General features: G+C 60.2%; 6 protein-coding genes and 1 pseudogene. All 7 read right to left on the bottom strand.

What is annotated here, in order from left to right; genetic code table 11:
* A pseudogene (locus tag EOA22_RS23000) lies at positions 1–249 on the bottom strand (L,D-transpeptidase); the annotation flags it as partial.
* A gap of 43 nt (positions 250–292) precedes the next feature.
* On the bottom strand, positions 293–1,456 hold the full coding sequence (locus tag EOA22_RS23005; RefSeq protein WP_013530277.1) for an AAA family ATPase: 1,164 nt from the start codon (positions 1,454–1,456) through the stop codon (positions 293–295).
* Positions 1,453–2,040, bottom strand: coding sequence for a TadE/TadG family type IV pilus assembly protein (locus EOA22_RS23010; protein WP_244514262.1), 588 nt, complete (start codon positions 2,038–2,040; stop codon positions 1,453–1,455). The genes EOA22_RS23005 and EOA22_RS23010 overlap by 4 nt, the downstream gene beginning before the upstream one ends.
* Before the next feature lie 41 nt (positions 2,041–2,081).
* Positions 2,082–2,576, bottom strand: coding sequence for a TadE/TadG family type IV pilus assembly protein (locus tag EOA22_RS23015; RefSeq protein WP_063170088.1), 495 nt, complete (start codon positions 2,574–2,576; stop codon positions 2,082–2,084).
* Between the two features lie 7 nt (positions 2,577–2,583).
* Complete coding sequence (locus tag EOA22_RS23020) at positions 2,584–4,104, bottom strand: pilus assembly protein TadG-related protein (RefSeq protein WP_063170089.1); 1,521 nt, start codon at positions 4,102–4,104, stop codon at positions 2,584–2,586.
* A 71-nt stretch (positions 4,105–4,175) separates the two neighbouring features.
* Positions 4,176–4,466 carry a hypothetical protein gene (locus EOA22_RS23025; protein WP_063170090.1) on the bottom strand — a complete coding sequence of 97 codons (291 nt, stop codon included), beginning with the start codon at positions 4,464–4,466 and terminating at the stop codon, positions 4,176–4,178.
* The coding region (locus EOA22_RS23030) for a type II and III secretion system protein family protein (protein WP_164755748.1) at positions 4,453–5,499 on the bottom strand (1,047 nt) is incomplete at its 5' end. The genes EOA22_RS23025 and EOA22_RS23030, both read right to left, overlap by 14 nt.

Here is a 5,499-nt window from a genome sequence, read left to right on the forward strand (position 1 = left end):
CACCTTGACGATGCCGGTCCAGCCGAACCCGTCGCGCCCGACGCTGATCTGGTAGCGCAGCGCCTGGCCCTGGCGGGTCACCAGGTAAAGCGCCTTCTCGTCCTTGCGGATGATGATCGTTCCCGGCTGCTCGGCGGTTCTAAAGGCGACGGCCTTGCGCAGGCTGGGCCCCATCGCCGGCAGCGGCGGCCGCTCCGAAAGTGCTGATCGCGCCTCGGCGAAGCCGTGGACGGACAGCGCCAACGCCATGCCGAGCACGCAGGCGCCGGCGAGCTTTGGGGCGATCCGCTATCTATCGGGCAGCGTCATCGAGCCGCTCTTTGAACATCCGCTTCAGATCCTTGTTGAAGCGCGCCCGCCCATCCACTTCGGAAGGCGGGATGGCCCTGTTCAGCGCATCGGTCAGAAGCGCGTTGTCGAGCGCGACCGACTTGATGTGCGGCGCCTTGAAGATCTTTTCGAGCTCGCTGCGCGAAAAATGGTTCCCGAACCATTTGCGCTTGTGCTTGTTGGCGACCAGCGTGATGCTGACCGCATTGCCGCGCAGCTCGCGGATCTTCTTGTAGAGCCGCTTGCCTTGCCGCAGCGACGCGACATTGAGTTCGAACACGATGAAGATCTCGTCGCTCGTCGACAGCACGGAATTGTGCCAGGGCGTTTCCAGATTGGGCAGGTCGATAACGATGTCGTCGAAGCGGTAGGCGACGAGGTCGAGCAGGCGGAAGACGAAATCGCTGCCATGCGGCTCGAACGGCAGTTGCGGCCGCTCGAATGCATAGAGGGTGAGGCCGGACGGGCGCGACAGCTTGATGACGTCCATCAGCTCGACATCGAGCCGCTCCGGCTGGCCGATGATGCCGGCAAGGTCGAACTGGTTGAACAGATTGAGATAGGCGCCGCAATTGGCGCTCTGGAAATCCAGGTCCACGAGACAGGTGGACGCCGCGCGCTCGCCCGATTTCGACGCCAGGAATTCGGCCGCCGACAGCGCCAGCGTCGTGGCGCCGGCGCCGCCGCTGGCGCTGATGAAGGTGATGATCCGGCTTTTGGTTCCCTGGTTGCCGGTGTCGTGGAAGGTCACCGCATTGAGCAGTTCCTTGCCGTCGAGCGGCTTGTGCAGCCAGTCCGAGGCGTTCATGCGCACCAAAACGCGCGTCTGCTCCGAGCTCAGCTCGTCGGAAACCGCGATCAGCGGCACGCTGGCCCACAGTGCGCGCGCCTCGACGATGCCGGGCCTGCCGAGCAGCTCGCCATTGCCGAGATCGAGGATGACGATGCCCGGGCGTGTGTCCGCCGGCGGTCCTTTCAGAAAATCGCTCGTCTCGGAAACCCTGACGTCATAGATCGCCAGCGCATCGAGCCGCGTCGCCACATCGCGCTTGAAATTCGGATCCGACGAAAACAGCGCCACCTGCTTGCGCTTGGTCGGCGTAACCTTGGTGTTGATGGCGTTCATGGCCAGGTACTCTTCATGTCTTCGCCCGTGACCGTGCTCAGCATGGAGGGCATTGTGATGTTGTTGAAGCCGAGCAGTCCGCCCAGGAAGAAAAACTGGAAGGGATGGTTGGTGATGCTCACCGTGATGGTCGGCACCGGTCCGCTGGGACGCGTCCAGTAGCCGAGGCCGGAAGCCTGGTATTGAATCCTGACTTCGGACTTGGCCAACATCGGCAGGAATGTCTGCATTCCGGGCCGGCTGCTGTTGCCGCTGAAAATGAAATTAAAGGCATCTTGGCTTACATTGAGGTTCTGGCACGTAGCGCCTGTGCCGCAAACGCAAGAGACGCTTCCAGCGGTGTTGGCGGTGCAGATATAGTTGTAAGTGTTTGCGGGTACCGCAGTGCCGACTTTAGTTAGGTCGGTCTGCGTTATCGTCTCGGCCAGGAGCCCGCTGGCGACAGGTGTAGAAATCTGCGCCAGCCTTGCGCCGGCTTGCACCGCCTTATTCCCGGCATTCCATTGGTAAAAGGCGTAGCCGAAATCGATGAAGCCAAGCAAAAGCGTCAACAGCAGCGGCATCACTATGGCCATTTCGACCATTGTCGTTCCGGACTGGCTAGCCCAAAACTTGGTGCGCCCCATCACCATCCAATGACCCGTTCCTGATGGGATACACTGAGGGTCAGGGCTCCAAAGCCAAGATACGACCAGAATCCAACGTCCGGATAAGAATAGGAGGTGCTGACGTCCACGACATCGACTTTGGTCGTGCTGCTGAGATAAAGTTGCGTGCCCGTGGCGGCATCAACCGCGTCCAGCGAGACCGCCTTGGTGATGTCAACCGCCGCCGGCAGCCATCCGGTCACTCTGGCGCTGCCGTTAGCGACCGCCCCATTGGCAGCAAGGTTCTGGGCTCGGCCCTTGCAAGTCGCCCAATCGCTGCTGCATCGTGCCATGTAGCGCCCCGCATCCTCAACGCCAGCTTCGAGAAGCATCCGCGTATTCAGGATGTTGGAGAACTCGAACACACCGGCCGATAACAGCAATACGAGTGGTATCGTGATCGCGGCTTCCACCAAAGCGGCGCCACTTTCGTCGCCTTGGAACCGTCCAATGATTCTGCGGAGCCTGGTCATGTCAGCGCTACCGATACAACTGGGCTTCGTTGCGGAATGCTTTGTCTACCAGGGTGTTGTTGGCAAATCCGCCATCGACATCGACGATCTCAAGGCTGATAGCCTTCTCGGCGCCTGTACCGTCCGGATTGTCCTCGTCGTTGGGATTCACCTTCTGGATAGGGTTGTTTATGAAGACGCTTGCATAGCCATCCGGTCGGACTGCGGTGTGGCCGTTCAGCTTCGCCTGGTTTGCTTTGCAATCGATAATGGCCATGTTTATCAGCCGGCGGCTCGGATCCGCCTTGGTGAGGTCCCCCTTGTAGCAGGAAGGCGTTCCAACTTCGTTCGAAGGCCCTTTCGATTTGTCGCCCACGATTCCGGCCGCGATTTCATAGTTGTAGACATCATACCTGGAGGCGGGAACGTTCCGCTTGAGAGGGTCGGTCTTCGCCGGGAGGTTTGGATACGCTGCGTTCTTATGATTGGCGGCCCAGTAGGCGGTCCAGAAGGAATTCGCCGCGATCGGCAGCGTCATGCCCTTAGCGGAGTCATAGCCGGTGCCATCCGGGAGAGGCAACGCGGAACCATCCGTCGCGACATCAAACTTGTTGCAATTGCTGTTCTTGCTGGCCCCCTTGCGGACATTGCTCGCCGGGCGGTAGCCAAGGTCTGTGTTATTTTTCAGATTGCCCTGATAGAGATCGAACCGGACATTCAGGCCAGTATTGACCTGACCCAAGGTGACACCCGTTTTCGTGGTCAGCGAAGTGCGGCTGTAGCAGGTGCCGGCGGTCCCCTTGGCCATCCCCTCCTGTATCGAGGTCAGGCCGTTTTCCAGCAGGCCAAAGTTGCCCGGGCCGGGGTTGCTATCGACTTTCAGAATACGAAATTCGCGGCTATAGGTGTCCCCCGACGCGAACGCCTGCTGGATCGTTTTGCTGGTCAACGGGTCGGTCGTCTCGAACGGATTGCACATGAAGATCGGCACCGTTTCGCAGATCGACTGGACAAATCCGGCCACAGCCTGAGGTCTGATGTCGAATGTGTTGCTGCCGCTGACAACGCTTGCCGGAAAGATCGCTTCGAAGGCCCCGGCACCATCCGCCAGGCCGGACGGGTTCACGGTCACCAGTGAGAATGTCACGGCTTTAGGGTCGGTGCTTGCCCAGTTCACACCATTGGCGTCGACACCAGCGGCACTCAACTTGATGCTGTCGTCGGCCGGTATCCCGGTCAAGTATGTAACGGTCACATCGGCTAGAGCGAGTGTATGATCGCCTGCCGTTGAAAACTTGGTCTTGTTGGTGAGAAGGGTAGTCTTGGCCAGATTGGCTCTGGTGATCGAATCCGATCTGCCATCCAGTTCCGCTGCCGTTGCCAGAGCAAGGGCATCAACTCCCTTTTGCAGATCGTTGTGAAGTCCGTTGGCTCGGCTCATATCGATGGCCAGCAGAGCGAAGCCGATAAGCACGGGCAGCATGATTGCCACGAGGATCATCGCGATGCCGCGTTGATCGTTCCAGAAGGCACGAATGGTCCCCAACATGACCTTACTCTCTGCTTTCCTGCGCCAGAGCCCCTCGCATGCCCGGCGCCCTGCGCATCCCTTCGTTCAGTTCACTGTGTCACACCCGACCCGCCGACATTGACCGTGATCGCTGGTGGCGGCGGCGGTGGCGGTGGATATTTGTAGCCTTGGGCAACGGCTGCGGCGCGTGCGCCGTCGCCTTCGATATGTGTGTTTCGGGACGCCGGGTTGAGCGGGTCGACCGTCTGCAGCAGCGAATTGAACTTCTGCGTGTCGCCGGCGGCCAGGGTCACCGAATCATAATGGTTCAGATAGTCCGCGGCGCAGCCCGACAGGGCGCTGGCGCACAGAATGAGGATCAAGGCGCTATTTCTTGACATAGAGCATCTTGTCCTTCGATTTGAAGTCGAGCATGTGGCCATAGGGGCCGGTGACGCCTTCGCCGGTTTCATATTTGCGGACCATGTCCTTGGTCACTTCCAATTGGCCGAGCACGAAGAACTCCGGATCGTTGGCGGGCCGTGTCTTGTCGAACGGTGTCGCCAACTGCTCCCCAGGCTTCACCGGCCGCACGATATGCGGCGTGACGATGACGACCAGCTCGGTCTCTTCCTTCTGGTTGCTCGAACTGCGAAACAGCGTCCCGATCACAGGCACTTGGCCGAGCCAAGGCACCTGATCCTGGAGCTTGGTGGTCTTGCTGGACAGAAGCCCGCCGACGGCGAAGCTCTGGCCGTCGCGCAATTCGACGACGGTCGACAATTTGCGGTTGGTGAAGATCGGGTCGCCGGCGGTGGTGAAGCCGGTCAGGTCACTGACCTCCGGCGCCAGGTTCATATGAATCTTGCCGTCGTCGAGTACGACCGGCGTGAACAGAAGATTGACGCCGAATTGCTTGTACACGATGTTTACCTGGCCGTCCTTGTCCAGACTGCGAATAGGCACTTCACCACCGGCGTTGAAGCTGGCCTGCTCGCCGGAAAGCGTGGTGAGGTTGGGGTTCGCGAGCGTGCGCACCGCGCCTTTGGACTCGAGCGCCTCTATGATCAGGTCGACCTTGATGTTGCTGTCGATGACGCGCGTGATAAGCGCTCCGAAGGGCGCCGAGTTGGACAGGAGGCCGCTGAGCAGACCGCCCGGTCCGAGCACGACACCGTCCTCGTCAACGGCAGCAACACCGGTACCGGTACGGGTTGTGCCATCGCCGTTCCTGCTTTTGATCGACACGCCGAGGTCGCGGCCGGTGTTGCGCTTGGCTTCCAGCACGCGCACTTCCAAATTGACCTGCTGGCTGTCGTCGACGATGACGGAGTTGATGACGGCATCGGGTCCATATTGCTGCGCAACCGCCATGATCGCCGCCAGCGTAGCGCCATCTTTCACATGCCCGCCAAGCCTGACCCTGCCATTGAC

It is taken from the genome of Mesorhizobium sp. M7A.F.Ca.US.014.04.1.1, assembly GCF_003998745.1.
Classification (GTDB): domain Bacteria; phylum Pseudomonadota; class Alphaproteobacteria; order Rhizobiales; family Rhizobiaceae; genus Mesorhizobium; species Mesorhizobium ciceri.

Bases quoted from the DNA above. Each gene is read 5' to 3' on its own strand.
- EOA22_RS23005 (WP_013530277.1), bottom strand. From the start codon at position 1,456: ATGAACGCCATCAACACCAAGGTTACGCCGACCAAGCGCAAGCAGGTG.
- EOA22_RS23025 (WP_063170090.1), bottom strand. From the start codon at position 4,466: ATGTCAAGAAATAGCGCCTTGATCCTCATTCTGTGCGCCAGCGCCCTG.
- EOA22_RS23020 (WP_063170089.1), bottom strand. From the start codon at position 4,104: ATGTTGGGGACCATTCGTGCCTTCTGGAACGATCAACGCGGCATCGCG.
- EOA22_RS23010 (WP_244514262.1), bottom strand. From the start codon at position 2,040: ATGGTCGAAATGGCCATAGTGATGCCGCTGCTGTTGACGCTTTTGCTT.
- EOA22_RS23015 (WP_063170088.1), bottom strand. From the start codon at position 2,576: ATGACCAGGCTCCGCAGAATCATTGGACGGTTCCAAGGCGACGAAAGT.